The sequence below is a fragment of the Listeria monocytogenes genome, from assembly GCF_013282665.1.
GTDB classification, from domain to species: Bacteria; Bacillota; Bacilli; order Lactobacillales; family Listeriaceae; genus Listeria; species Listeria monocytogenes_C.
This window is the reverse complement of sequence record NZ_CP054041.1, coordinates 706405-728501: the sequence shown is the minus strand read 5'-3', so window position 1 is coordinate 728501 and position 22097 is coordinate 706405. Positions and strand designations below refer to the sequence as shown.

At 38.2% G+C, this 22097-nt stretch carries 25 protein-coding genes; 10 read left to right on the top strand and 15 right to left on the bottom strand.

Features of this window, described 5'->3' with window-relative positions; translation table 11 throughout:
* The first annotated feature begins 6 nt into the window (after positions 1–6).
* Both HRK21_RS03685 and HRK21_RS03680 read left to right on the top strand, forming a co-directional pair.
* On the top strand, positions 7–450 hold the full coding sequence (locus HRK21_RS03685) for a GNAT family N-acetyltransferase (protein WP_003737442.1): 444 nt from the start codon (positions 7–9) through the stop codon (positions 448–450).
* Between the two features lie 35 nt (positions 451–485).
* Positions 486–1796 carry a hemolysin family protein gene (locus tag HRK21_RS03680; protein ID WP_070006502.1) on the top strand — a complete coding sequence of 437 codons (1311 nt, stop codon included), beginning with the start codon at positions 486–488 and terminating at the stop codon, positions 1794–1796.
* 23 nt (positions 1797–1819) lie between these two features.
* On the opposite strand, the gene HRK21_RS03675 is transcribed toward HRK21_RS03680, so the two are convergent.
* From HRK21_RS03675 to HRK21_RS03665, 3 genes are all read right to left on the bottom strand, one after another.
* The gene (locus tag HRK21_RS03675) at positions 1820–2320 is read right to left on the bottom strand and encodes a phosphatidylglycerophosphatase A family protein (protein WP_003725592.1); all 501 of its coding nucleotides are present in this window, start codon (positions 2318–2320) and stop codon (positions 1820–1822) included.
* Between the two features lie 112 nt (positions 2321–2432).
* Positions 2433–2669, bottom strand: coding sequence for a NifU family protein (locus HRK21_RS03670; RefSeq protein WP_003725591.1), 237 nt, complete (start codon positions 2667–2669; stop codon positions 2433–2435).
* A gap of 172 nt (positions 2670–2841) precedes the next feature.
* Positions 2842–5256, bottom strand: coding sequence for a MucBP domain-containing protein (locus HRK21_RS03665; RefSeq protein ID WP_070006501.1), 2415 nt, complete (start codon positions 5254–5256; stop codon positions 2842–2844).
* A 598-nt stretch (positions 5257–5854) separates the two neighbouring features.
* Here HRK21_RS03665 and HRK21_RS14130 point away from each other — a divergent pair.
* The 4 genes from HRK21_RS14130 to HRK21_RS03650 all read left to right on the top strand — a co-directional run bounded on the left by HRK21_RS14130 (position 5855) and on the right by HRK21_RS03650 (position 7007).
* Complete coding sequence (locus HRK21_RS14130; RefSeq protein WP_441007182.1) at positions 5855–5971, top strand: hypothetical protein; 117 nt, start codon at positions 5855–5857, stop codon at positions 5969–5971.
* Positions 5972–6002: 31 nt separating this feature from the next.
* The gene (locus HRK21_RS03660; RefSeq protein WP_077952757.1) at positions 6003–6185 is read left to right on the top strand and encodes a hypothetical protein; all 183 of its coding nucleotides are present in this window, start codon (positions 6003–6005) and stop codon (positions 6183–6185) included.
* A 240-nt stretch (positions 6186–6425) separates the two neighbouring features.
* Positions 6426–6752, top strand: a complete 327-nt coding sequence (locus HRK21_RS03655) for a YuzD family protein (RefSeq protein ID WP_003722419.1) — start codon at positions 6426–6428, stop codon at positions 6750–6752.
* A 21-nt stretch (positions 6753–6773) separates the two neighbouring features.
* Positions 6774–7007 carry a YuzB family protein gene (locus HRK21_RS03650; RefSeq protein ID WP_003725587.1) on the top strand — a complete coding sequence of 78 codons (234 nt, stop codon included), beginning with the start codon at positions 6774–6776 and terminating at the stop codon, positions 7005–7007.
* 44 nt (positions 7008–7051) lie between these two features.
* On the opposite strand, the gene HRK21_RS03645 is transcribed toward HRK21_RS03650, so the two are convergent.
* Both HRK21_RS03645 and HRK21_RS03640 read right to left on the bottom strand, forming a co-directional pair.
* Complete coding sequence (locus HRK21_RS03645; RefSeq protein WP_069888428.1) at positions 7052–7681, bottom strand: SDR family oxidoreductase; 630 nt, start codon at positions 7679–7681, stop codon at positions 7052–7054.
* An 87-nt stretch (positions 7682–7768) separates the two neighbouring features.
* The gene (locus HRK21_RS03640; RefSeq protein ID WP_003725585.1) at positions 7769–8764 is read right to left on the bottom strand and encodes an NAD(P)/FAD-dependent oxidoreductase; all 996 of its coding nucleotides are present in this window, start codon (positions 8762–8764) and stop codon (positions 7769–7771) included.
* Positions 8765–9212: 448 nt separating this feature from the next.
* Here HRK21_RS03640 and HRK21_RS03635 point away from each other — a divergent pair, with 448 nt between their 5' ends.
* The 3 genes from HRK21_RS03635 to HRK21_RS03625 all read left to right on the top strand — a co-directional run bounded on the left by HRK21_RS03635 (position 9213) and on the right by HRK21_RS03625 (position 12094).
* The gene (locus HRK21_RS03635) at positions 9213–10424 is read left to right on the top strand and encodes an NAD(P)/FAD-dependent oxidoreductase (protein ID WP_003739669.1); all 1212 of its coding nucleotides are present in this window, start codon (positions 9213–9215) and stop codon (positions 10422–10424) included.
* An 85-nt stretch (positions 10425–10509) separates the two neighbouring features.
* The gene (locus tag HRK21_RS03630) at positions 10510–11328 is read left to right on the top strand and encodes a YwqG family protein (protein WP_069888430.1); all 819 of its coding nucleotides are present in this window, start codon (positions 10510–10512) and stop codon (positions 11326–11328) included.
* A 136-nt stretch (positions 11329–11464) separates the two neighbouring features.
* Positions 11465–12094, top strand: a complete 630-nt coding sequence (locus tag HRK21_RS03625; RefSeq protein WP_069888431.1) for a cyclic nucleotide-binding domain-containing protein — start codon at positions 11465–11467, stop codon at positions 12092–12094.
* A 26-nt stretch (positions 12095–12120) separates the two neighbouring features.
* Here HRK21_RS03625 and HRK21_RS03620 read toward each other — a convergent pair whose 3' ends face one another.
* On the bottom strand, positions 12121–13341 hold the full coding sequence (locus HRK21_RS03620) for a chloride channel protein (RefSeq protein ID WP_070006499.1): 1221 nt from the start codon (positions 13339–13341) through the stop codon (positions 12121–12123).
* Positions 13342–13451: 110 nt separating this feature from the next.
* The gene (locus tag HRK21_RS03615; RefSeq protein WP_003730415.1) at positions 13452–13925 is read right to left on the bottom strand and encodes a divergent PAP2 family protein; all 474 of its coding nucleotides are present in this window, start codon (positions 13923–13925) and stop codon (positions 13452–13454) included.
* A gap of 127 nt (positions 13926–14052) precedes the next feature.
* Between HRK21_RS03615 and menI the strand changes: the two genes are divergently transcribed.
* On the top strand, positions 14053–14424 hold the full coding sequence (menI, locus tag HRK21_RS03610; protein WP_070006498.1) for a 1,4-dihydroxy-2-naphthoyl-CoA hydrolase MenI: 372 nt from the start codon (positions 14053–14055) through the stop codon (positions 14422–14424).
* Positions 14425–14468: 44 nt separating this feature from the next.
* Here menI and mnhG read toward each other — a convergent pair whose 3' ends face one another.
* The 8 genes from mnhG to HRK21_RS03570 all read right to left on the bottom strand — a co-directional run bounded on the left by mnhG (position 14469) and on the right by HRK21_RS03570 (position 22082).
* Positions 14469–15062 carry a monovalent cation/H(+) antiporter subunit G gene (gene mnhG, locus HRK21_RS03605; protein ID WP_069888434.1) on the bottom strand — a complete coding sequence of 198 codons (594 nt, stop codon included), beginning with the start codon at positions 15060–15062 and terminating at the stop codon, positions 14469–14471.
* Positions 15046–15333 carry a Na(+)/H(+) antiporter subunit F1 gene (locus HRK21_RS03600; RefSeq protein ID WP_003722409.1) on the bottom strand — a complete coding sequence of 96 codons (288 nt, stop codon included), beginning with the start codon at positions 15331–15333 and terminating at the stop codon, positions 15046–15048. Before HRK21_RS03600 ends, mnhG begins: the two co-directional genes overlap by 17 nt.
* The gene (locus HRK21_RS03595; RefSeq protein WP_003730417.1) at positions 15330–15809 is read right to left on the bottom strand and encodes a Na+/H+ antiporter subunit E; all 480 of its coding nucleotides are present in this window, start codon (positions 15807–15809) and stop codon (positions 15330–15332) included. Before HRK21_RS03595 ends, HRK21_RS03600 begins: the two co-directional genes overlap by 4 nt.
* 6 nt (positions 15810–15815) lie before the next feature.
* A complete protein-coding gene (locus HRK21_RS03590) occupies positions 15816–17300 on the bottom strand; it encodes a Na+/H+ antiporter subunit D (protein ID WP_077952756.1) in 1485 nt (494 codons plus the stop codon).
* Entirely contained in the window at positions 17293–17640 is a 348-nt protein-coding gene (locus tag HRK21_RS03585; protein WP_003739664.1) for a Na(+)/H(+) antiporter subunit C, read from the bottom strand. Before HRK21_RS03585 ends, HRK21_RS03590 begins: the two co-directional genes overlap by 8 nt.
* Positions 17640–18065 carry a Na(+)/H(+) antiporter subunit B gene (locus HRK21_RS03580; protein WP_003769105.1) on the bottom strand — a complete coding sequence of 142 codons (426 nt, stop codon included), beginning with the start codon at positions 18063–18065 and terminating at the stop codon, positions 17640–17642. The genes HRK21_RS03585 and HRK21_RS03580 overlap by 1 nt, the downstream gene beginning before the upstream one ends.
* A complete protein-coding gene (locus tag HRK21_RS03575; RefSeq protein ID WP_070006496.1) occupies positions 18049–20457 on the bottom strand; it encodes a Na+/H+ antiporter subunit A in 2409 nt (802 codons plus the stop codon). Before HRK21_RS03575 ends, HRK21_RS03580 begins: the two co-directional genes overlap by 17 nt.
* A 344-nt stretch (positions 20458–20801) precedes the next feature.
* A complete protein-coding gene (locus HRK21_RS03570) occupies positions 20802–22082 on the bottom strand; it encodes a lmo2377 family MFS transporter (RefSeq protein WP_474545620.1) in 1281 nt (426 codons plus the stop codon).
* Positions 22083–22097: the final 15 nt, after the last annotated feature.

Sequence of the window (22097 nt, the reverse complement as noted above, 5' to 3'; positions counted from 1 at the left end):
TAGAAAATGGTCTCAATTCAAAAGTTAACAAAAGACAATTTCCACGAAACAGCAAAATTAGAAGTGCATCCGCACCAAAAAACATTTGTCGCAGAAAATTGGTATTCTATTATCGAAGCAAGTTTTGAAGAAACGTATCATTCGCTGGTAATATACGCGGATAATATGCCGGTTGGTTACGCAATGTACGGTATGGATACAGATGATGGTGAGTTTTGGTTGGTACGGTTTATGACTGGGAAAGAGCATCAAGGTAAGGGGTACGGCGGGGATGCACTAGAGCAAATTATTGAGATGGTGAAAAATTTGCCAGAACAGCCAGCACGACTGCGTTTATCTTATGAACCTGATAATATAGTAGCGGAAAAATTTTATGCAAAATATGGGTTTGAAAAAACGGGGGAGATCATTGACGGCGAGGCAGTGGCCGACTTGTGGTTCAAACGTTAAAATCGGGTATAGAATGGGGATAAGGAGGATGCTAAATGGACGTTTTTAATGATTTCTTTGTAATATTTTTAATTGCAGCAACCGCCTTTTTCGTGGCAAGTGAATTTGCCATTGTCGCAATTCGAAAACCTACTGTCTTGCAACTAGTAGCCTCAGAGGACCCGCGAGCGAAATATGTAAAAAAAGTTACTTCGAATATGAATGATTATTTGGCTGCCTGTCAGTTAGGGAACACACTCGCCGCGCTTGCTATGGGGTGGGTTGGTGAAGCAACAATGCGTGGTTGGTTGGAGCCGTTATTTTTAATGTTACCTGTACCAGAATCCGTTGAAAAGCCGATTTCGATTTTTGTTTCGTTTATTTTAATTACATTCTTAAATGTGGTACTCGGGGAACTTGCTCCGAAAACATTTACAATTCAAAGCACAGAAAAAGTAGCTCTGTTCATCGCGCGCCCGCTTGTGTATTGGTATCGCCTGACTTTTCCACTCAATTGGCTTTTAAATAACTCGGCGAATTTAATCACGCGGATGTTTGGCGTAAAGAAAACGATTGATGCGGACCAAATGACGCCAACAGAACTGAAGATCATTTTTGAAGATAGCTATAGGCAAGGACTTTTGAATCCACAAGAGTTTCGTTATATGAAAAATATTTTCAAACTGGGCGACGTACCAGCGAAAGAAGTGATGATACCGCGAATGTCGATGATTGCGATTGACCAAACGGCAACTGTAAGAGATTTACTGAAATTAACTTCTGAACATACATATCATATTTTTCCAGTAACCGAAGATGAAGATAAAGATCATATTATCGGAATGCTACGAGTCAGTGCGGTGATGGCTGGACTTGGCAAAGACGAAACGATTGTGACGCAATCCATTCAACCGTTTATTACACCAGTTTTAGAAGTATTTGAAGGCATGATTTTGGAAGAGTTACTTGTGAAAATGCAGCAAGAAAGTGAGCCATTTGTCGTTCTTACGGATGAATACGGTGGGACTTCAGGGATTGTGACGCTGGAAGATGTTATGGAAGTGATTGTTGGTGATATGGAAGAAGCAAAAGGTCCGAAAGGGATTCGGAAAGTAGCTTTGAATCATTTTATAATTGAAGGGTCTGAGCCGCTCCTAGATGTCGAGGAAGCACTCGGGGTTCCGATTGAAGGGCCGGGTGTTCATACGTTATCGGGATGGATGCTGCTCGAACGTTTTGACTTAGAAGCGGGTGATGAGATTGAACATGAGGGGTACCGCTTTATCGTACGTTCGATGAATAAAAACTCGATTCGACAAGTAGAAGTAAAATTAGGAAAAGAAAAACCAGTAAAATTGGAGGAATAGCCTCTTGTTTTACTGGTTTTTGTTTAATTAACGATGTCGTCATGGTAACTATGTGCAAGGCGACTGGCTGCGGCTGCAGCGATAGCACCAACAATATCATCGAGAAATGTGTGTACAGCGATGCCATCGTGTTCATTTAATTTTGCAAGAATCCCTGGTTTTACTTTATCGATATAACCGTAATTGGTAAATCCAATGGATCCATACACATTGACGATGGACAGCGCGAGTATCTCGTCGACGCCGTACAGTCCCTCATCAGCACTAATGATATTTTGTAGTGGTTGGACGAGTTCACCTTTTTCAGCCATCACATCAAGCTGTATACCTGTTAAAACTGCATTTTGAACTTCACGTTTACGAAGAACATGCTCAACATTTTGCCGGCAAATATCTAATTCCAATCCGGGATGATATTTTTGTTGTAAAAATAATACAAGTTCTGCGATATCGTCAATTTCTACACCGCGTTCGATGAGCCAACTGCGTGCTTTTGATTCTAACGCACTTTGTTTTTCTACCATTTTTTCTTACCTCCTTCTAACTGTATGTATATTGTATGATAGACGTTTACAGGATTTCTAAACCTTTTTATACAAAAATAGCGACCGATTGTTTGGCCGCTAAAATATTTGTTTAAAAAACCTGAACAACTTCTTTAAAGCCGATAATTTTTTCAGCTAGAGTTAATTCGATACCCATTTTTAAAGTCATATCAGAACTGGGGCAAGTCTCACATGCACCAAGTAGTTTAATTTTTACGACACCATCTTGTGTGACTTCAATAAGTTCATAGTCCCCGCCATCACGAACTAAAAACGGACGGAACTTTTTTAAAGCTTTATCAACTTCGGCGTAGCTAATTTCTTCCATAGGATATAGTTCTCCTTTCGTGAGGCATTGTTATATTTTCTATTATAACAGGATATGGGGAAATTTAAAGAAATTAAATTGGGTTTTCTGAGATCGAAAATAGTGCAATATGAAGTAATTACCAAACAAAAACTCTCTTATCCAATTGATAAGAGAGTTTTTGTTGTTTATTTTAGCTGTTTTTCTTAGAGATAGAGTAAATTCCTAAGAGAACGAAACATGTACCAATTAATCCGAATAATATACTATCTTGTTGATTATCGCCGGTTTTCGGTAATGTTGTTTGTTTTTTGATTGTAGTTACTTTGCTTGCTTTTGGTTTGTTTTCGTTGATTTTAATAGCTGTTTTGTTTTTATCTGGTTTTGTATTGCTTGGTGTTGTATCCTCTTTTTTAGGATCGTCTTCTTGTTTAGCATATATAAAGGTAACTGTTTGATTATCAGTTGTAAATACGCCATTAGCATTGGCTGGTGTGGCTGTTAACTTCCAACCACTCAAGTTTTTAGCTGTTGCCGTGTAAGATGTATCTAGCTTACCGTTCAATGTATCTGGAGTAGCTAGTTCATTGCCATCTGCATCAACATATTTCACAGTAACAGGAGCGCCATCTGCTTTTTCGTAAACATACGTGACTGTCTGGTTCGAGTTTGTGAATACACCAGTTGCGTTGGTGGGAGTCGTTTTGATTGTCCAACCAGAAAGACTTTTAGCTGTAGATTGGTAAGGTGCATCGATTTTGCCGTTCAGTGTGTCGGGAGTAGCTAGTTCATTGCCATCGCCATCGACGTATTTCACGGTAACAGGAGCGCCGTCTGCTTTTTCGTACACATACGTGACTGTTTGATTCGTGTTTGTAAATACACCATTAGCATTGGCAGGAGTCGTTTTAACTGTCCAACCTGTGATACTTTTAGCTGTAGATTGATAAGGTGCATCAATCTTACCGTTCAGTGTATCGGAAGTAGTTAGTTCGTTGCCATCGCCGTCGACGTATTTCACGGTAACAGGCGCGCCGTCTGCTTTTTCGTACACATAAGTGACTGTTTGATTAGCATTTGTAAATACACCATTAGCATTGGTAGGTGTCGTTTTAACTGTCCAACCTGTGATGCTTTTGGCTGTAGATTGGTAAGTAGCGTCGATTTTGCCGTTCAGTGTATCGGAAGTAGCTAATTCGTTGCCATCGCCATCGACATATTTCACGGTAACAGGAGCACCATCTACTTTTTCGTAAACGTAAGTGACCGTTGCATCGCGATCGCTGAATTGTCCGGAAGCTTGGCCTTCGATTTCTTTTAATTTGTAGTTAGTAATTGTTTTTTCTATTGTTTGGTAATTTTCACCGGATTTACCAGAAATTGTTTCACTTGTAGCTAATTCATTGCCATTTTCATCTTTGTAAAATACATTTACAGTTGAATCGGTTTTTTCGGATACCGTAATGGGCTGTGATACTTTAAGGGAGTAACTAAGTGGTACTCCTTTAGCCGAAGTAGCTGTGAATGTTGCTTTATAAGTGACAGTCTTATTTCCAACTGGTAAGTTAGCAAACGAAACTGTTTTATTATCAGTGGATACTGTTCCACCATCAGAAATGCTAGAAACAGGCATTTTTTCGCCATCAATATCTAAAGTAGGGTTGTTTGAAATAGCTGTCGCACCTTCTTTAATATTAATAGTTGGAAGTGTGATAGTTTGATTGTTAACTTGTAAACCTTTATAATCTCCAACGATATCCATGCCTTCAAAAAAGTCTTTTAACTTACTTAAATCAGTAATATTATTATTATCAGCGTAAGCAATAGATAATCCTCTTAGTGTATTTAACGAATCAATGGAAGTTAGATTGTTATTGTTTAAATAAAGGACTTTAAGTTCTTTCATCGTAGCAATTGGAGCTACATTAGTGAACTTATTGTAACTTAGATTTAAATTTTTAATATGATCATTTGCAGTTAATGCTGCTAAATCGGTAATGTTATTCCAAGTTACATCTAAATTTTCAAGCGATTTGAGATTTGCGAATTTTTCGAATTCTTCGTTATTGATTTGGTGATATGCTGGATCTAACCAAGCGTACGAGTTATAAGAAAATGATTTTAAGTTTTCTTTTTCAAGTAAGGGGCTGAAATCAGTAATATAATCCCCACCTAATTCTACTTCTTCGAGTGCTGGCATTTCGCTAAGAGCTTTAATGTCATTCAATCCAGTAGTAACACCAACGATTTTTTTCAGATTAGGTAAGTTTTTAATCTGATTTAAATTGGTAATTGCTGTCTGGTTTGAAAAATATAATTTGGTCATATTGACCGCTTTTTCGAGTCCAGTTAAATCTCTAATTAACCCAGTGACAGCATATCCAGGTGAACTATACATATAGGAAATATCTGCTATAGTAATCGTCTCAAGATTTGCTTCAGTCAATTCTGTTAAGAACGGATTTCCTACGATAGTTTTAAGACCTTCTTTTAAATATGAATCCGGGATATTTACTACATCAGTTGATGCTGCCCGCGCATTACTAAAAGGTAAGAATAGGGTTGTCATTAAAAACAAAACTAACATTATTTTGCTTATTTTTTGCATATACCTAGTTGCCTCCTTATTTTTCGAATGTAATTGTAATTAGTTATTCGTTGAAACTGACTGTTTCAGCAACAAATTAGCTGGAAATGTAGTTTGGAACGAATACGCCTCTAACCAAAGTTATAATATCATGTGGGTTCTTTAAAAATCACGGGTTTTTTTAAGAAAATTATTGAAATTAGAGTAAAGTTCAATAATTGGACATATTTGATTTTAAGGTGAAAAAGCAGTTGGGAGAAGGGGTTTCGTTTTGATGGTCGATGTGGAGAGTGCTTTTTGAATATATATAGCATATAAATTAGTTGTTAGGTTTTAAAAATTTTCGAAAATATCGAAAAGTTAGTTTTTTTGTATGTATACTTGAGCTGTAACTTGCTATACTTCGAACGGGCGAATGGGAATGTGGGTTTCAGGTAGATGGTGGATGGATTTTATTTGGATGGAAGTTTTTGTGTGGGGGCGCACTTTACTGGAAGGATTACATGCTCGCTTTGCTCGCATGCATATTTGGCCTGTAATTCGCTTTGCTTCAAACGGACGAATGGGGATGTGGGTTTTCAGGTAGATGGTGGATGGATTTTATTTGGAAGGGAAGCTGTTGTGTGGAGGGCGCACATTTCTGGAAGGATTGCATGCTCGCTTTGCTCGCATGCATATTTGGCCCGTAACTTGCTTTGCTTCGAACGGACGAATGGGGATGTGGGTTTTCGGTTGAGGGTGGATGGATTTTGATGGAGAAGGGAAATTTGTGTGGAGGGCGCACATTTCTGGAAGGATTACATGCTTGCTTTGCTCGCATGCATATTTGGCCCGTAACTTGCTTTGCTTCGAACGGGCCAAACAAAAACACGTTCCTAAGGCTCAGAAAGGAACGTGCTCTTTCAACTGGTAAGGTTGAAAGACAATTGGGTTGCGCGCCCAATTGTTAAAGGGAGTGTTACTTATATGTTGACCGTGAAATCACGGGTACAACCTAGAGATAGTTTATTATGTTAATACACTACTGCTTTAAAGATTAGCAATGTATTGGAAATATTATAATATATCTGTAAATTTGTGTCAATTCATATCTTTATAAAAATTCATAAAGTTTAATAGTTATGCTTCGTGAAACAGCTTAGTCGCTTTTTTCGGTGGGTTTTTGTACAATGATAATGAGGTGAAGCGTGATGGTAAATGAAGCGAAATTATATGTTTATGGTTCAACGACTATTTGTGCGAGTTGCGTCGGAGCGCCATCCTCGAAGGAAACAGAGGAATGGCTTCGAGCTGCGATTGGTCGGAAGTTTTCTGGGCAGCCATTTGTGGTGGAGTATGTGGATATTTTTAATCCGCCGAATGAAACGGCTTTAGCGGATATGGCGAATAAAATTGTCGAGGAAGATTATATGTACCCAGTCATTGTGGTTGATGGTGAAATTATCGCGGAAGGCAATCCTCGGTTGAAAGATATTTATCAAGTAATGACCGACCGTGGTTACTTAGCAACGATGTAACAGTCTAGGAGGCAAGTGGAAATGAATCCGATTGTGGAATTTTGCGTGAATAATTTGGCGAGCGGGGCAGATGCTGCCTTTGCGAAATTAGATGCGGATGATAGTTTAGATGTGATTGAATATGATTGTCTGACATATTGTGATTTATGCGCGACGAGTTTGTTTGCTTTAGTGGACGGGGAAGTGGTTCGCGGAGAAACAGCAGAGGAATTAGTTGCGAATATATATACATTTTTGGAAGAGAATCCATTTTAATATAGAAAAAGCGATGAGCGCGTAATTTGGCTCATCGCTTTTTATTAGTTAAAAAATTGCTTGATAGATGTGTCACCACTTTCGATGGTGTAGGTTTTATAGAAACTTGATTTTTCGGTTAAAGCTTCACTAATAAAATCTGCAACATCCGCACGCGGGATAGTCGTCTTAGGTTTTTCGGAAACTTCAGCGATTTTGCCAGTGGCTGGATCATCTGAAAGTCCAACTGGGCGGACGATGGTGTAGTCGAGACCGCTTCTTTTTAGTTCTTCATCGGCTGCTTGTTTGGCTTTTAAATAATGGACGAGGGATTCGGGACCGTTTTCTGGATTGTCGGCGCCATAAGAGCTAACAATGATGAACCGACGTACACCTTTTTCTTTAGCAGTTTCGATGGCTTTGATGGCGCCGTTTTGGTCAATGTTGATGGTTTCGGAAGCAGGCGTATGACCACCGGATCCAGCTGTGAAAATAACGGCTTCAATTTCATCATAGGCATAGTGGAAATCTTTTTTTAAATCGGCGATAATCGGTTTTGCACCGAGCTTTTCAAGATCGCTTACTTGTTCAGCTTTTCGAACCATTGCTCGGACGAAAAAGCCTTTTTCCATGGCGAGTTTTTCTACTAAAAGACGGCCGATTTTGCCATTTGCGCCAATTACGAGTACATTCATTGCTAATCTCCTCCTAAAAAATATCTACAAAGAACTTTTCCCGGTGAGTAAAAAATAAAACCACAAGTTGCCTCGTGGTTTCGGTTATTATTCGAATAAAGATGTGGAGTGCATTGGTTGCACACGCGTTTTTGGATCAATAAAATTCATCGCGTTATTAACGGCTGTTGGAGCTTCACCGAATCCGGTCGCGATTAGTTTTACTTTACCGTCATACGTGCAAATATCACCTGCACAATAGATTCCTGGGATACTCGTTTCCATTTTTGAATTAACGACAATCGAATTACGTTCTAGCTCGAGGCCCCAATTTTTAATTGGACCAAGCGAAGAAACGAAACCATAGTTAATGATGAAATCGTCAATCTCCAATGTTTCCCTTGTATCACCTTTGACTTCTTGCAAAGTAATATGCGTTAATTTATCGCCGTTACCGAGTACTTCAGTTGGGATAAATGGTGTTTTGATAGCAATGGAAGATTTTTCTAAATTGTTCACGCTATGTTCGTGCGCACGGAAAGCATTACGACGATGAACGATGGCGACAGAACTGGCTACTTTTTCAAGCATGAGTGCCCAGTCCACTGCGGAATCCCCACCACCACAAACGGCAACCCGACGACCTGAAAAACGACTCAAGTCATTAATGAAATAGTGAATGTTTTTTCCTTCGTATTGTTCTGCTTCTGGAAGATCCAAACGTCTCGGTTCAAATGCGCCGTTTCCAGCGGTAATAATAACTGCTTTACTATAATGAGTATCTTTCTTCGTGATGATTTCAAATGTGCCATCGACTTGTTTTTCCACGCTTTGAACAGCTTCTTCCAGTGCAATGGTTGGATCAAATGGCTTCATTTGTTGAATCAAGTTATTAACAAGTTCCTGTGCGCGAACAGCAGGATAGCCTGGAATATCATAAATATATTTTTCAGGATAAAGCGTGGAAAGTTGTCCACCTAATTGTGGTAAACTTTCTATTATTTTCACACTCGCATTGCGCATTCCGGCATAAAAAGCAGCAAATAGCCCAACCGGTCCGCCACCAATGATCGTGATATCATAAATTTTTGTTTTTTCATCCAAAATACATCACCCCCTAGTTCCTAATTTCCCTATGAAATCGCTAAAGTTGCAATAAGCATATTTTAGCATATATTTTAAAAAAAGAATGTTTACGGGATTGTCTACATTAAAATATGAAAAAATGAACTAGACCAATTACGTATCAAATAAAAGATTTTTACGAAAATCAAGCCATCTCTAAGCTTTATTGTGAAAAAAATCGTATACCACTCGAACCATGCTCCAAAGAAGCTTAAAGCCTTGAGTTCGCTTTCTTGAAAATGAATGTTAAAAAGTCTATGATATAGTTTGTAAGCTGTGAAATAGGGAATATATTGGTACTTACCATTTTCACTTTATTCATTGTTTGCAGTAGATTTTTAGCGCAATCTACATAGGTGCAGTAAGAAATTCTTAATGCAATTTTTTTTGTGAAGAAAAATATAAGGGAAAGTAGATGTGATAACAGATGAGTAAACCAAAAATTGTCATTCTCGGAGCAGGATACGGGGGACTAAAAACTTTACGTAAGTTACAACAAAGAAACTTGGAAGCCGAAATCGTTCTAGTGAATAAGAATGACTATCACCACGAAACGACTTGGTTACATGAAGCAGCAGCTGGAACAATTGAACCAGAAAAATTAATGTATCCATTAGACAAAGTCGTTAACAATACAAAAACGACATTTATCCAAGATACAGTAGTAAAAATTAATAAAGAGGAAAAAACAGTCACACTAGATGCGAATGGTGATATCAGCTATGACTATTTATTAATTGCACTTGGGTCAGAAGCAGAAACATTTGGAATCAGTGGTTTGAAAGAATATGCCTTCACTATTACAAGTGTAGAATCCGTTAAAAAAATCCGTGCGCACATTGAAGCGCAGTTTGCTAAATGGAAAACAGACCCACGCGATGAATTATTAACAATTATCGTTGGTGGCGCTGGCTTTACTGGAATTGAGTTTCTTGGGGAATTAACTAATCGTATTCCAGAATTAGTGAAAGAATATGATGTACCACGTGAAAAAGTTCGTATTTACTGTATGGAAGCTGCTCCGAAAGTATTACCACAATTTGATGCGAAACTCGTTGATTATGGCGTTGGTGTACTGGAAGATCGCGGCGTAGAATTCCATGTTGGTAAACCAGTCAAAGAAGCTACAGCTGACGGCGTAAAATATGCAGAAAGTGAAAATGAAGTTCGTGAAATCAAAGCGGCAACGATTATTTGGGCTGCCGGAGTTCGCGGAAATAGCGTGATCGAAGCGTCTGGTTTTGAAGCTGGCCGTGGTCGTGTGAAAGTAAACAACAATTTAACCGTTCCTGGTAACGAAGAAATTTTAATTGTTGGTGACTGCTCACTAATCATCAACCCAGCAAATGACCGTCCATTCCCGCCAACTGCCCAAATCGCAATGCAACAAGCGGATGTGGCTGCAGTGAACTTAGCTAAATTAGTTAAAGGGGAAACCGACCTACAAGATTTTGTATATCATGAAAAAGGAACAGTGTGCTCTCTAGGCGATAACGATGCAATCGGTGTAGTTTTCGGTAAAAACTTGAAAGGCTACCCAGCTTCCGTTATGAAAAAAGTCATTGATGACCGTGCGCTACTACTTATTGGTGGTTCAAGCGTTCTTGCTAGTAAAGGTAAATTTAAATTCTATAAATAAAAACTCAAGAAGCGCTGTATCTGCTTTTGACAGATATGGCGCTTTTTTTCATGTTATAATTAGAAAAAAAGAAAGAAGGTAAATAATGGAACAACTTTTTGATATACTTCCAAGTGAATGGGCCGAACGTTTTTTGGAAACAGAAAAAGAGCGGATAGAGTTGCATTTTAAAGATGCGGGCACACTTTCCTTGTTACAAAGTAAAGCTGGTGGCCGAGGTTATTTACCGAAAGAACAAGGCTATCCGGTGACGGAAGAAGGTAAGCCACTTTCGTTATTAGCACAAATTAATTTTTCGGAAATGCCACAAATGGAAAATTATCCGGAGTTTGGCTTGCTTGCTTTTTATGTAGATTATCAAGATGATTTATACGGACTTAATTTTGAAAATCCAACGAGCCAAGACGGTTTTCGGGTGTTTTTCTTTGATGACTTGGGAAGTGAGAGCTTAACTGCCGAAGAACAAGATGCATTTTTTGAAGATGTAGCGAAAACAGATTTTTACCCTGTTGTAAACGGTGAATTTAAAATAGCTGGCCAAGTTTCAGATCAAATTCTATTACAAGATAGCTTTGATTTTGAAAATGAATTTGGAAGTAATTTTTATGAATTAGCTGATCAAATTTTCGCTGATGAGGAAGATAAGGCTGACGAGTTATATCATCTAGCGAATGAGGGCAGTCAGCTCGGCGGGTACCCTTTCTTCACCCAGGAAGATCCACGTATGTATTCAGAAAATCCACATCATGACACGCTTTTGTTCCAATTAGCCTCCGAAGACTTTAATGAAAATAGAATGGCAATTATGTGGGGCGACTGCGGTGTCGCGAACTTCTTCATCAATAAACAAGATTTAATCAACCAGGACTTTTCTAACATTATGTATAACTGGGATTGCTCATAAAGAAGTATTATTTTTTGAATTAGGAATACCCACTGTAATAAAATCTATATAAAGATACTAAAATAGTGTGTAATTTCCACATATGTCTTATCTTTTATCCTGCTAAACTAAGTAAAACTGGTAGGAGGAGATACATTTGTTCAATGAAAAAGTAAAAGAAATGATCCGCGAATTGGATAAATATAAATTACAAGATAAATGGGTTCGCTTTGAAAAATTTTCTAAAAACAAGAAAATTGATAGTGAAACTTTTCAAGATGAATTTATTATTATAACAAATGGAATTCTTCATGTGGAAAACAAAATATTCCAGATACTTCACTTTTTTTCTAATGGAGATATAATTAACCAACAAGTCGCCAAAATCAGCGGAGAAAACGAATTAAGATTAGTTTGTGATACAGATGTCTCCTTAATTTTTATTGATAGGGAATATTTTTTAAACTATGCTACCAATAAGCCTTCTTATATGGAGTGGCTTTTAGAAGAAACATTAATAAACAATAAGAACCTTTATAATGAGTTAATTAAGTATGACTTGTCCGCAGAAGAAAGAATAGTCTATGCTCTCCAGTATTTATGTGACAAATTAGAAATTGAAAGTGAAAATGGCTACCAACAAATACCTAAATATATTAATAAGATAAAAATGGCGAAATACGGAAAAATATCTCGCAAACAACTAAACGAAAAAATAATAATTCTCCTCGATAAGAAAGTCTTAAAAGAAAAAAAGGGAAGATTCTATATAAAAAAATCAGCATAAAAAAACTAAGGATTTCTCCTTAGTTTTTATGCTGTTTTTTTGAAGTTAACTAACCAATTTTTATTCACTATAAATGCAGTTAATAAAATAAATGGAAAGAATTGAAGTGGGAATATAAATAGTAAAATAGAGGCAGTTAGAACTGGTTTTCCTATGATTTTTGTACAACTTGCAGTCACAAAAATAGTGATTAAGAAACCGGTTGATCCCTCCAGCCAAAATGTTGCTATGTACCCCATAATCGTACTAGTAAAAATCGCCGGGAAAATCGCACCGCCATTCCAGCCCGTTGCTAGACAAATAGCGACCAAAACAGGTTTTAACAAGGCGATAATAAGTAAAAAGGGAATCGAATAATTTTGGACAGTTGTAGTCAATTCAATCAGCTGATGCTCACCAGAAAATAACATGAAGGAAGAAATTATCCCAAATAAACCAATGCTCAAACCGCCAATAACCGCCGCGACCATTTTATTCTTTATAAAAGAAGCAGCTTTGGCGATGTAGACTTGCATTTGCTGGAAATAAATACTAAAGAGCCATCCAAGAATAATCGTAGGAATAAAAAGTAAAATAAACCACCAAGACCAACCCATATCAGGTAGCCGAATCGCAAAAATACCCGCAGGCATTTTTAAAAAGGATTTCAGCCAAAGGAAAGATCCGAGTGCGCTAAAAGAAATAAGGAGCGATAAAACTAATTTAGAGTTTTTAGGAATTTTCCTCGCTTGACTACTTTCATCAATTTCCTCAGCTAGTCCACTAAACGGAGCGTGGAAAATACTGGAAATAATCGCGCCAACACTTAAACTAACAAGCTCTTCTTTATGCGCCATAGATAATTTTAAATGATCAATAATCCAAGTTGTGGCTCCGCCGACAATGCCAATTAAAGCCGCTTCTGGTCCAACACTCGCTCCAAATGTTAAAACAATCCAAGCGCTGAGTATCGTAGGAAGCAGAACTTTGCGATACTCTATCCGTCCAGTTTTCTTCGCCTCCGCAACATTGTCATGCATTGACCTCGGATAATCACCGAGTTTCAGCTGAACCAGCCCTACAAAAAAACTCCCAATCAAGCCGATTAGCAGAGGATAATACCATGAAAAAGCAAATTGATTAGGAAGGTAATCCCACAAAAACGTCGTGGCAAAGTGAACCATTACTAAAAATAAAGCAGCAATAATCCCCACTAGGATACCTAGAATAAATGTATAGACGCTAAAAATGAGTGTTACCTTTTTCATCAAAGTCAGCCCCTTTGTAAAATCCGGTGATATCATGATTTTCCCTTTAACATATAGCTGTAAACTAACAACTAACAAAAAAAGTTGACTACAAGGAGTCAACTTTTCATTCACATAAACATTTCTAAAATAAATCCAATCGCAATCCCGGTGAGTGCTCCGAAGAAAACTTCCATCGGTTTATGACCAAGTAATTCTTTTAAATGCTTCGTTTTTTCTTCTTGCTCTGGTGCAGCAAGTCCTTTTGCGTGCTCCACGAAGTCTTGGAAATCCGTTACTAATTTGTTTAACACAACTGCTTGTTCACCGGCTTGTCTTCTAACGCCGGTCGCATCGAACATCACAATGATACCGAATACAACGGCAATAGCGAAATAAGGCGAATCAAGTCCGTATTCAATAGCAAGTGTAGTCATTAAGGCAGTAACCGCAGCCGAATGAGAACTGGGCATACCTCCAGTGGAAAACATTAATCCGACATTGAACTTCCGGTAAACTAAAATATGTATCGGAACTTTGACCACTTGGGCAAAAACTATCGCAATAATAGATGCAATTAATGGTGTATTCGTAAATATCGACATCAAATCTCCCCTGTCAAAAAGTCTACTCTTATTTTACCACAATGAGCTTGTTAAAAACCTTTCCTAGAGTTTTTCTACTAACTCTTATATAATAAAGTATAAATCAAATTCGGAAAGAAGGGAACATATGGGACTTCAAGAAACTATTGGCATTGAAATTGTTTCAGTAGAAAAAGGAAAAGCAATCGTTCAGTTAGAAGTAACAGAAAAAGTCCACCAACCATTTGGCTATTTGCATGGCGGCGTTTCTGTTGTTTTGGCGGAACATGCAGCAAGTATTGGCGCTGCTAAATCAATCGAACCCGATGAAATCGTCTTTGGTTTAGAAATTAACGCCAACCACCTCGCTTCAAAACAAGATGGATTAGTAACAGCGACCGCAGAAGCAATCCACCTTGGCAGAAGTACCCAAGTATGGGAAATTAAAATCACTGACGAAACTGAAAAACTAATTTGTATTAGCAGATGTACCATAGCAGTTAAAAAGAAACGAAAATAAAAAGCATGGCAGAGGTCAATTGATGAACTCGCGCCATGCTTTTTTTATTTCTCTGTTTTATCTTCGTCTGATTCAGTTTCACTTTCATCTTGCTCGATGATTTCATGCTCGGAATCATCCGACTGTTCTTCAATCGTTTGTTCCTCGCGTTCACGTTCTTGTTCTTCCTTATCTTCACGTTCATCAATTTTCTCTTCGCGTCGTTCCCATTCCATTCGTTCTTCCAATTCTTCGCGCTCTTGTCGTGCTTTTTCAATTTGTTCTTGACGGATAATAAGACTTTTCTTTTTCTTAATATCATCTTTTTTCACTGAACGCAATTGGTCACGAATTCGAATTGCTAGTGGAACACCGGTATCATAAGCAGCCCGGTTAATAAGGTGAGAAGCCACTGGTGTGGTTAAGAAAATAAATAATACGGCCAGAAGGACTCGCGCATTAAAACCTTCGCCTGAGTGGAAAAAGTAACCAACCGTTGCAAATAGAAGCAAGCTAACACCAAATGTATTACTAATCCCGGCAGCATGTGTTCTAGTGTACACGTCAGGCAATCTGATAACCCCGATTGCGGCAAGAATACTAAGCAAACCTCCGATTAAAATCATAATAGAAATAATAATCTCAATTATCACGTTCACGGTCAATCACCTTCCCTTTCTCAATAAATTTGGCAAAGGAAACCGTTCCGATAAATGCAAGAAGCGCAATAAGTAAAATAACATCCAAAAAGGCATGCGTATCATAAAACATCGAAAGTAGCGCTACAATGGCCACTAAGTTCATTCCAATAGAATCCAGTGCCACCACTTTGTCAGAAGTAGTTGGTCCTTTTAAAATACGGTAAAGGTATAAGAAAGTTGAAATCGAATAAAGAAGCAAACCAATGGATAAAGCGATTTGAATAATCATCCGTGGAACACCTCCATAATCGCGCCTTCATAAGACTTACGAATCGTTGCAATTTCTTCTTCAATATTAGGGACGTGAAGTGAGTGGACATAGATTGCTTTATAATCATCCGAAATATCAATTGAAAGTGTCCCAGGTGTTAACGTAATCAGTAGTGCGAGCATCGTTACTTCCCAGTCTGTCTCAAGCGTCGTATCATATCTGAAAATCCCTGGTCGAATGTTCATATCTTTCTTTAAAACAATCCGACTTACATGAACTGTAGAAACAATTAAATCATGTAAAAAGCGGAAAACCAGTTTGATAAGGGCGAATAACCGGAAAAGGTAAAATCTTGATCCAAGGAAACGTCGCATAAAGAATAGCAAGAAAATCCCGATGATAAAGCCAATGATAAATGTTGCAAAACTAAATGATGACTCCAGAAACATCCACAAACAAGCAAGTATTATATTAAGAATAAGTTGAAAAGCCATCTTTTATCACTCCTTTATCACCGCATGGATATAAACAGAAGGGTCAACAAGAGGGTCAACCGCCTGTTCAATAAACGGATAAATTGCATTACTAAACACACCATAACCAATCGAAATCGCAAGTAGAATAACTACCGGCACAAGCATTTTTTTATATGGGATTTGTAAATTGAATACGCCTTTTTTCTCGCCCCAGAAGCCTTTTGTAAAGACTTTGATTAAAGACATAAGGACGAATAAGCTGGATAGTAAAATGATGATTCCGCCGACTATTTGACCAGCAGAGAAAGCACCTTCCACAATCAATAATTTTCCGATGAAGCCACTAAGAGGTGGAATTCCTGCAAGGCCAAGAGTAGCAATGAAGAAAATCCAACCGAGCGAAGGCTTCACGCTCATCAACCCACTGAATTTTTTTACACTAGAATAACCAGTAATCGCCATCACAATCCCGACAATAAGGAACAGCGCGGCTTTAATAATCATATCGTGAATCAAGTAAAAGACAGCACCAGTCATTGATTCGCGTGTCATAATCGAAACGCTAAACAGAATAACACCAATCGCAATCATAATATTATAAATCACAATCGTTTTCATATCATAGTAACTAATTGCACCAATAACCCCAAGAACAATCGTCACAATCGCGAGAATTCCGAGTAGCGGAACAACAAAATCTGTTAACGAACTGAAAAATAGTGTGTATGTCCGGATAATTGCATAAACCCCAACTTTTGTCAGAAGTCCACCAAACAAAGCAAGCACCGGAATTGGTGGAGCAAAGTAAGATCCTGGTAGCCAGAAGTAAAGCGGGAATAGTCCTGCTTTCAGTCCGAATACAAACAAGAACAGAACCGCGACAACGCTAATCATTCCTGTATTCGCACCATTTAAGTCCGTAATTTTTTGCGAAATATCTGCCATGTTGAGCGTTCCAATCATCGAATAAAGTAGCGCAATTGCTACAACGAAAAATCCGGAACCGACCACATTAATCAGCAAGTATTTAATCGTCGCTTTGAGCTGAATCTGTGTCCCACCAATGACAAGCAGTACATAAGACGCCATCAGCATAACTTCAAAGAACACAAACATATTAAAAATATCACCAGTTAAAAACGAACCATTAACCCCAACAATCATAAAGAGAATCGCTGGATAATAAAGAAATTTCTCCCGTGGTTTCCCAATCGTATAAAAAGAATAAAGAATCACGCAGAATAAAACAATACTCGTCGTTGCCGTAAGCAAGACAGCAAGCATATCGCCAACCATCGTAATCCCAAAAGGAGCAGTCCAGTTACCAATATTTACAGTTGTAATCCCATTTTCTCGAATATAAAATACAAGTCCAAGTGTTGCTACAACCAAAATACCACTAAAAATAAGGGCGAATACCCGTTGAATGATTACTTTTTTTGGAAGCAGCATTAACGTAATTGCTCCAAGGAAAGGTATCAAAATCGGCATTAAAATTATATTATTCATCATCGGCTTCATGTCCTCTCGTCTTGGATACACTCTCGCTATCAAGCTCCTGATACGCTCTATAAGCAAGAACAAGGAAAAAGGCAGTTACACCAAAGCTTATAACAATCGCAGTCAAAATAAGTGCTTGTGGAAGGGGGTCATTATAGGCTCCCGCTCCTGGTGTACCAAGAATTGGTACACGACCTTTTTTCAGCCCACCCATTGTAAGTACAAGCAAATTGACACCGTGGCTTAGGACAGCCGTTCCAATAATAATCCGTAGCAAACTTTTAGAGAGAATTAAGTAGACAGCAGCTGCAAAAATCAAGCCGATTAATATAGACATCAATAGTTCCATCAGTCACTCTCCCCAATCGTTTGAATTATCGTAAGTGTTACACCAACAACAACTAAGTAAACCCCAAGGTCAAACAAAGTCGCCGTGTGCAAAGCAGTATCTCCTAAAATGGGCAAATCAACATGACCAAATTTATGCGTTAAGAAAGGATCTCCTGTAAAAATCCCAATCATCCCAGTACCAAGGGCAAATACAAGCCCAACACCAGTAAGCATAATCGTATTGATATTAAGCATACTAGCAACTGTTTTTGTATCATAAGCAAGTAGCGTTAATGTAATTGCGCCAGCTGTTGTAAGTCCAGCTACAAACCCGCCACCAGGATTATAATGTCCTGCAAAGAATAAATGGAGTGAGAATAAGAAAATAATGAAAGCTACTACTTTCGTTACATTTCTCAGTAGAACGTCATTCGTTTTCATCATTCTCACCTCGTTTCGTCAGACGTAATTTAATCATCGCGTATATACCTATTGCCGCAATCGAAAGTACTGCTGTTTCAAACATCGTATCAAAGCCACGGAAATCAACTAAAATAACATTAACAATGTTTCGTCCCGCCGCTTCCACATATGCATTGTCCACATAGTATTTCGAAATCGAATCATAAAATGTTGTATTATACGCTGAAAGAGAGACAAGGGTGATAATCACACCAACCCCGATACTCAAAAATGTCTTCATTGATAACCATTTCGGCTTTTCCTCAATATTACTAAAATGAGGAAGATGATAAAATACAAGTAGATAAAGCACAACGGAAATAGTTTCAATAATAAGCTGTGTTAAAGCAAGGTCGGGTGCTCTAGAGATAACAAAGAAAATACTAATCGTGTATCCCATTGCTCCAAGTAAAATAATCGAAGTAATCCGCGACTTGGAAAACACAATCCCAACCAACGTCACTAAAATAACTGCTGCTAAAACAAAATCAACAACGGTTACTTTCGTCATACTTGAGAAATTGAAATCAAGTGCTTGTGTGAAAATCATGACCGAAGCCATCATTAAAATAAAAGCCGATAACATGTAATTCAAGTAAGTCCGAAGCCAACCAGTCATAATAAACATCGTCATACGATACGAGCCTTGTTCTAAATAATACATCCCATTATCATACGTTTTCCCAATTCGAAGTGCTTTTGGAACCTTAGTCGTAATCCAAGGTTTCCAGTATTTATGTGTAAGAAACAAGACAATCCCCACCGCAACAACACCGAACGTCATTAACAGAGCAGGTGTAAAGCCATGCCACAAACTAATGTGAATGGAGAAATCCGTAGCAAGCCCAGGAACAATTGCTCTTACAGCAGGTTCCAAAATCGGCTCCGCAATTAAATTAGGGAAGAGACCAATTCCAACCACAAATATTGATAAAATAATCGGTGGTAAAAGTAGTCCGAATGGTGCTTCATGCGGTTTTTTCGGAAGTAAGTACGGTTTCACTTTTCCAGTAAATGTTTTAAAGAAAATAATCATACTATATACAAACGTAAACACGCTGGCAACCCAAGCTACAACAGGGAGCAGAACGCCCCAAGTACTTGCATCAAACAATTGCAAATGTGTGATATTTATCATGCTTTCAAAAAACATTTCTTTACTTAAAAAACCATTAAACGGTGGAATCCCAGCCATTGCGAACGTTCCGATAAATGCAATCGTCGCTGTAATAGGCATAATTCGCATTAAACCACCAAGCCGTCTAATATCCCGTGTGCCAGTTTCATGATCGACAATCCCAACCATCATAAACAAGCTACCTTTAAACGTCGCGTGATTAAATAGATGGAACACAGCTGCGACAATCGCCATCACATAAATATCATCACTAAGCGTATCAAAGTGAAGGGAAGCAGCACCGACACCAAGAAGCGCCATAATGAGGCCAAGCTGACTTATCGTCGAATAAGCCAAAATAGCCTTTAAATCATTTTTCTTCGTGGCATTAAGTGAACCCCAGAAAAGGGTCGTAATCCCAACGAGTGAAACTGTCCAGAACCAGACACCTGAACTCGCGAATAGTGGTGTGAACCGAGCGACAATATATATCCCAGCTTTTACCATCGTAGCTGAGTGAAGATAGGCACTGACCGGAGTAGGTGCTTCCATCGCATCCGGCAACCAAATATGGAATGGAACTTGCGCAGATTTTGTAAATGCCCCGAGTAAGACAAGAATCATCGCGGGAATGAATAAACTATTATTACTAATTACATCCGCATTACTAATAATCTCCCGAATGGAAAAAGAATCGCTCATAATATGAAGCAAAATAAATCCGCCAAGCATCATCAGTCCGCCGAAGACTGTAATCATCATAGATTTGCGAGCCCCGTACCGTGAGCGCTCACGATGATACCAATATCCAATCAATAAGAACGAGCTAATGGAAGTAAGTTCCCAGAAAAGATACAAGACAATCAAGTTATCACTCAAGACAACCCCAAGCATTGCCGTCATAAAAATAAATAAAAATGTATAGAAATTGCTAAGTCGTTCTTTCTTTTTCCCTAAATAATAAATAGAGTAAAAGGTAACGAGTGAACCAATCCCAGTAATAAGTAGAGCAAATAGCAAACTAAGCCCATCTACCACTACTGTAAAATTAATCCCAAGTCGCGGAATCCAAGGCATGGAAACAATCGTTGCCCCGTCCATCGTTTTGGGAATAAATGTTAAGAAGTACATAAATAAAATCACTGGAATGGGAAGTACTAACCAACCAGTATGAACTTGTTTGGTCCACCGGTAAAAAAGTGGAATTAGCATTGCCACAATAAATGGCAGAACAATTGCTAGATGAAGAAATGACAAAATCGGCTCCTCCTCGAAGAATTTTTATACGGAAACTCATCCTGATAATGTGAAAATAAAAACAGGAAATCATTATTTTTTAAGCAAGTACTTACATTTAATGAAACATAGTTATAACTAAAATTTTAGAAAACCGTGCTAACTCATCAAATTTCAACAACCTTACTATTCACGAAGTACCCAAATAAACGCCGTACTTTTTATATTTTTTATTATAACATACTTTTTTATCTGAAAAAAAGGCAGGAAACTTAACTTTATAAATCAATTTACCGAAATTTAAAAAACAATTAAATAGGAAGAATAAAAAAACAAACCTAAGAAAAAACTTAGGTTTGCCAAAATTAATCCACGTTCACATGACGTTTTCGGTCGGAATGAAGGGCATAAAGTAAAATGAAAAATGCTACGAGGAACATAAAACTCATAAATAAGAATACACTTGGAATTCCTGTGAAACCAGCGAGCGTCCCACCCAGGATTGGCCCGATAACATTTCCTAAAAAGCGAGCACTTTGGTTATAGCCAAGCATTTCGCCTTGCATCACCCCAGGCGCCGCAAGCCGAATGTAAGCTGTTGTACATGGCACCATGCCACCGATTGCGATTCCAAATAAAAAGCGGAAGAAGATAAACACCCAAAGATTTGTCGCGAATGCCTGTGGAATAACAAAAACAGCCGCCATAATCAACAAGATATTCAGTATTTTCTCATATCCATATTTGTCACCAAGCTGTCCCCATTTTCGCGTCATCACCAAGTTCCCGAATCCCGTCGCAGAAAACGCCAACCCTGACAAGAAAGCAATATTGTCTGATTGCGTCATGTCTCCTACATAAAGCGCAAGCAATGGTTGAACACTAAAGTTCGCAATTTGGATAAGTGCTGTAATAACCATCACTGTGAAAAGAACCCGTAGCGTAAAAATTTGTTTTAAAACTGCACGTCGAGAATAAACCACTTTGGCAGCTTCTTTTTGTTCTTCTGTACGGATTTCCTTTACACCAAAAGCGACAATCAAAGCCGCAATCATCATCGCAATCCCAGTAATCGTAAAGGTATCTTTAAATCCAAATAAATCCGCCATCGCCCCACCAATCAGGGGACCAAACAGCATCCCAGTCACACCTCCGAGTTGCAATGTACCGAGAATTTTCCCAGCTTCATTACGAGGAGTTTGCCGTGCAATAAAGGCATTACTAACGCCAATAAAGCCAGTCACAACGCCCATAAAAATCCGTAAAATGAGTAAGTAAGTGACAGAATGCGCAAATCCCATCAGAAAAATACAAATCGATAAACCAACTGAAGTCAGAATCAAAATCCCTTTATAACCGTGCTTATCACCAATACGTCCCCAAATCGGCGAGAAAATAAAGGCAATTAAAAAAGTTACGCCAAAAATATAGCCGGCCCATCTTTGAACATACGCATTGCTGTAATCACCAAATGTTTCAATGTAAAGAGATAAAAAAGGCATAATCATTGTCATACTGGCTGACATCAACAGGTTTGCCAGCATTAAGATGTACAAATTCCGTGTTCGAGTTGTCATAAAAGAATCATCTCTATTCGTATTATTGTTAAAACTGTCCTTTTCATTATAGAATAAAAGATAGCGAATGAAAAATAAAGTGAA

What these genes read in the sequence shown, in the direction of transcription:
- HRK21_RS03675 (WP_003725592.1), bottom strand. Translation starts at nt 2,320, where the DNA reads ATGGTAGAAAAACAAAGTGCGTTAGAATCAAAAGCACGCAGTTGGCTC.
- HRK21_RS03645 (WP_069888428.1), bottom strand. Translation starts at nt 7,681, where the DNA reads ATGAATGTACTCGTAATTGGCGCAAATGGCAAAATCGGCCGTCTTTTA.
- menI (WP_070006498.1), top strand. Translation starts at nt 14,053, where the DNA reads ATGGGACTTCAAGAAACTATTGGCATTGAAATTGTTTCAGTAGAAAAA.
- HRK21_RS03650 (WP_003725587.1), top strand. Translation starts at nt 6,774, where the DNA reads ATGAATCCGATTGTGGAATTTTGCGTGAATAATTTGGCGAGCGGGGCA.
- HRK21_RS03595 (WP_003730417.1), bottom strand. Translation starts at nt 15,809, where the DNA reads ATGGCTTTTCAACTTATTCTTAATATAATACTTGCTTGTTTGTGGATG.
- HRK21_RS03655 (WP_003722419.1), top strand. Translation starts at nt 6,426, where the DNA reads ATGGTAAATGAAGCGAAATTATATGTTTATGGTTCAACGACTATTTGT.
- HRK21_RS03670 (WP_003725591.1), bottom strand. Translation starts at nt 2,669, where the DNA reads ATGGAAGAAATTAGCTACGCCGAAGTTGATAAAGCTTTAAAAAAGTTC.
- HRK21_RS03665 (WP_070006501.1), bottom strand. Translation starts at nt 5,256, where the DNA reads ATGCAAAAAATAAGCAAAATAATGTTAGTTTTGTTTTTAATGACAACC.
- HRK21_RS03680 (WP_070006502.1), top strand. Translation starts at nt 486, where the DNA reads ATGGACGTTTTTAATGATTTCTTTGTAATATTTTTAATTGCAGCAACC.
- HRK21_RS03590 (WP_077952756.1), bottom strand. Translation starts at nt 17,300, where the DNA reads ATGAATAATATAATTTTAATGCCGATTTTGATACCTTTCCTTGGAGCA.
- HRK21_RS03600 (WP_003722409.1), bottom strand. Translation starts at nt 15,333, where the DNA reads ATGATTATTCAAATCGCTTTATCCATTGGTTTGCTTCTTTATTCGATT.
- HRK21_RS03615 (WP_003730415.1), bottom strand. Translation starts at nt 13,925, where the DNA reads ATGTCGATATTTACGAATACACCATTAATTGCATCTATTATTGCGATA.
- HRK21_RS03585 (WP_003739664.1), bottom strand. Translation starts at nt 17,640, where the DNA reads ATGGAACTATTGATGTCTATATTAATCGGCTTGATTTTTGCAGCTGCT.
- HRK21_RS03685 (WP_003737442.1), top strand. Translation starts at nt 7, where the DNA reads ATGGTCTCAATTCAAAAGTTAACAAAAGACAATTTCCACGAAACAGCA.
- HRK21_RS03580 (WP_003769105.1), bottom strand. Translation starts at nt 18,065, where the DNA reads ATGATGAAAACGAATGACGTTCTACTGAGAAATGTAACGAAAGTAGTA.
- HRK21_RS03630 (WP_069888430.1), top strand. Translation starts at nt 10,510, where the DNA reads ATGGAACAACTTTTTGATATACTTCCAAGTGAATGGGCCGAACGTTTT.
- HRK21_RS03620 (WP_070006499.1), bottom strand. Translation starts at nt 13,341, where the DNA reads ATGAAAAAGGTAACACTCATTTTTAGCGTCTATACATTTATTCTAGGT.
- HRK21_RS03635 (WP_003739669.1), top strand. Translation starts at nt 9,213, where the DNA reads ATGAGTAAACCAAAAATTGTCATTCTCGGAGCAGGATACGGGGGACTA.